Source organism: Mesorhizobium vachelliae (assembly GCF_033977325.1).
Taxonomy (GTDB): domain Bacteria; phylum Pseudomonadota; class Alphaproteobacteria; order Rhizobiales; family Rhizobiaceae; genus Mesorhizobium; species Mesorhizobium vachelliae.
In genome coordinates, this window is the sequence record NZ_JAVIIR010000057.1 from 1 (window position 1) to 2,072 (window position 2,072).

Consider the following 2,072-nt stretch of genomic DNA (forward strand, 5'->3'; position numbering starts at 1 on the left):
ACGTCACATGGCTCATGCTGTGCTGCTAACTACGCTCGTAAGGACGACCTTAAGAGCGCAGCATCGCTACCGTGCCCTGCTCGCGCAAGGCGGCCCTCGCCGGAGGCGTACCCTGCAGGCGCGCCAGCATCTTCGCAACGATCGAAATGCGCCTGAAGCGTCGCCGAGACAGACCCGTCGGCCGACACGCCGGCCACTTCAGCATCAAGCGACAAGGAGCGGCAGAGCGACGGATGGTTGCTACTGCAATGATAGCACTCGCGGTTGTTTTGTAAGCGGTGCACCAAGGCACCTTGCAATAGGCCGATGAACATGGAGCTTTCGCGCCATGACATTGGAACATGCAAAGGGCGATGTTGTCGCCGAGATCGGCAGCACCGCAGCGGCTGAAGATGGTGCAACGATGCCCGGCCGCGTACGGCAACGGAGGCTGTGGAGTTGCGCGGAGAAGCGCGCGTTGGTCGACCTTGCGAGCGCGGCGGGATCGTCGGTGACCGAGGTCGCGCAAGCGTTTGGCGTAGCTCCTTCGCAGCTCTATGCGTGGCGCAAGCAGATGGCCGGCGACGTCGATGTCGACCAGGCGGTGGCGACCTTCGCGCGGATCGAGGTGAACGATCTGCCCGAGGTCGAACGCGCCGCCGCCGATTGCCCGGGCCCGGCCGGCAGGATCGTCGTGGCCTTTGCGAACGGTGCGCGATTGCGGATCGATGGGACCGCCGATCCGACAGCGCTGCGCATCGTCCTGGCGGAGTTGAGCAGGTGATCACGGTGGTGCCGACCGACCGGATTTATCTGTGCTGCGGCGCGACCGACATGCGCCGCGGGATCAACAGCCTGGCGCGAATGGTGCAGCAGGTGCTCTCGCTCGACCCGCACATGGGCGCGATCTTCTGCTTCCGTGGACACAAGGGCCATATCATCAAGATTTTGGCGCATGACGACCAGGGGTTCTGCCTATTCACAAAGCGGCTTACCGACGGCTGTTTTGCCTGGCCAACCACAAAGGATCAGGTCGCCGTTTCGCTCACCAAGGCGCAGCTTTCGCTGCTTCTGGAAGGGATCGACTGGCGCCGGCCGAGCAAGACTTATCGGCCGCGTGTGGCTGGCTAACTTTGCTCGTTTCTCATTGATTTTGTGTCGATTTTGCTTCCTTGAAGGAGCTCTTTCGGGTATGCAATTTGGGTGTCGGAACAAGCTCCCTCAACCGCTGATTTCCTCGCCCGGATCGCGCTTCTGGAAGCGGCCGTTGCTGCCCGCGACATCGCCATCGCCGAACGCGATGAACAGCTGCGCAGAGAGCGCGCCGAGGCCGCACTTCGCATTCAGCGCCTGCAGCTGCGGATCGATCGCTTCAACCGCAAGGCCTTCGGCCGCTCGTCCGAGAAGCTCGGTCAGATGCTGCTCGAACTCGAAGATCTCGAGACCGATTTCGCCGCCGGCGCGCCCGAGGTCGAGCTGGCCATCGTCTCCGACACCGATAAGGTCCGGGTGCTGCCGGTGCGCAAGCTCAATCCGAACCTGCCGCGCAAGCGGATCCTTCGCGAGCCGTCTTGTGCGTGCTGCCCGGGCTGCGGCGGCGCTCTGCGCGCCATGGGCGAAGATAGCGATGAGATGCTATCTGGTCGCCCAGGCCTGGCAGGTCATCGAGACCGTTCGACCCAAGTACAGCTGCCGGACGTGCGATAAGATCATTCAGGCCCCGGCACCCGCCAAGGCCATTGCACGCGGCAAACTCAGCTACGCCGCGCTCGCCCATATCATGATGGCGAAGTGGGGTTATCATCTGCCCTACTATCGCCAAATCCAGATGATGGCCGCCAAGGGCGTCGAGATCGAGCGATCCACGCTGGCGCGCAGCGCCGGCTATGCCGCCGCCTTGCTCGATCCGATCTACAATCGCATCCGTGAGATCGGCCGTACCCGCACCAAGCTACACACCGACGACACGCGGCTTCCGATCCTGGCGCCCGGCACCGGCACGACGCACAAGGGCGCGCTCTGGGTTTACGTCGCCGACGACCGCAATTCGGGTTCGCAGGAGCCGCCGATCGCCTGGTATCGCGCCACCATGG

4 protein-coding genes and 1 pseudogene are annotated in these 2,072 nt (G+C 63.5%); 4 read left to right on the plus strand and 1 reads right to left on the minus strand.

Annotated features, from left to right (window positions below; translation table 11 throughout):
• Positions 1-80: 80 nt before the first annotated feature.
• A pseudogene (locus tag RFM41_RS33940) lies at positions 81-272 on the minus strand (Rieske (2Fe-2S) protein); the annotation flags it as partial.
• A 131-nt stretch (positions 273-403) separates the two neighbouring features.
• On the opposite strand from RFM41_RS33940, the gene tnpA reads away from it, so the two are divergent.
• From tnpA to RFM41_RS33960, 4 genes are all read left to right on the plus strand, one after another.
• Positions 404-763, plus strand: a complete 360-nt coding sequence (gene tnpA, locus RFM41_RS33945; RefSeq protein WP_320319355.1) for an IS66-like element accessory protein TnpA — start codon at positions 404-406, stop codon at positions 761-763.
• Positions 760-1,110, plus strand: coding sequence for an IS66 family insertion sequence element accessory protein TnpB (gene tnpB / locus RFM41_RS33950; RefSeq protein WP_320253499.1), 351 nt, complete (start codon positions 760-762; stop codon positions 1,108-1,110). The genes tnpA and tnpB overlap by 4 nt, the downstream gene beginning before the upstream one ends.
• A 72-nt stretch (positions 1,111-1,182) precedes the next feature.
• Positions 1,183-1,686: an IS66 family transposase gene (locus RFM41_RS33955; protein WP_320253498.1), complete on the plus strand. Its 504-nt coding sequence runs from the start codon at positions 1,183-1,185 to the stop codon at positions 1,684-1,686.
• A 76-nt stretch (positions 1,687-1,762) separates the two neighbouring features.
• Positions 1,763-2,072, plus strand: a 310-nt coding sequence (locus RFM41_RS33960) for an IS66 family transposase (RefSeq protein WP_320319354.1), incomplete at its 3' end; no start/stop codon positions are given.

What these genes read in the sequence shown, in the direction of transcription:
- tnpA (WP_320319355.1), top strand. Translation starts at nt 404, where the DNA reads ATGCCCGGCCGCGTACGGCAACGGAGGCTGTGGAGTTGCGCGGAGAAG.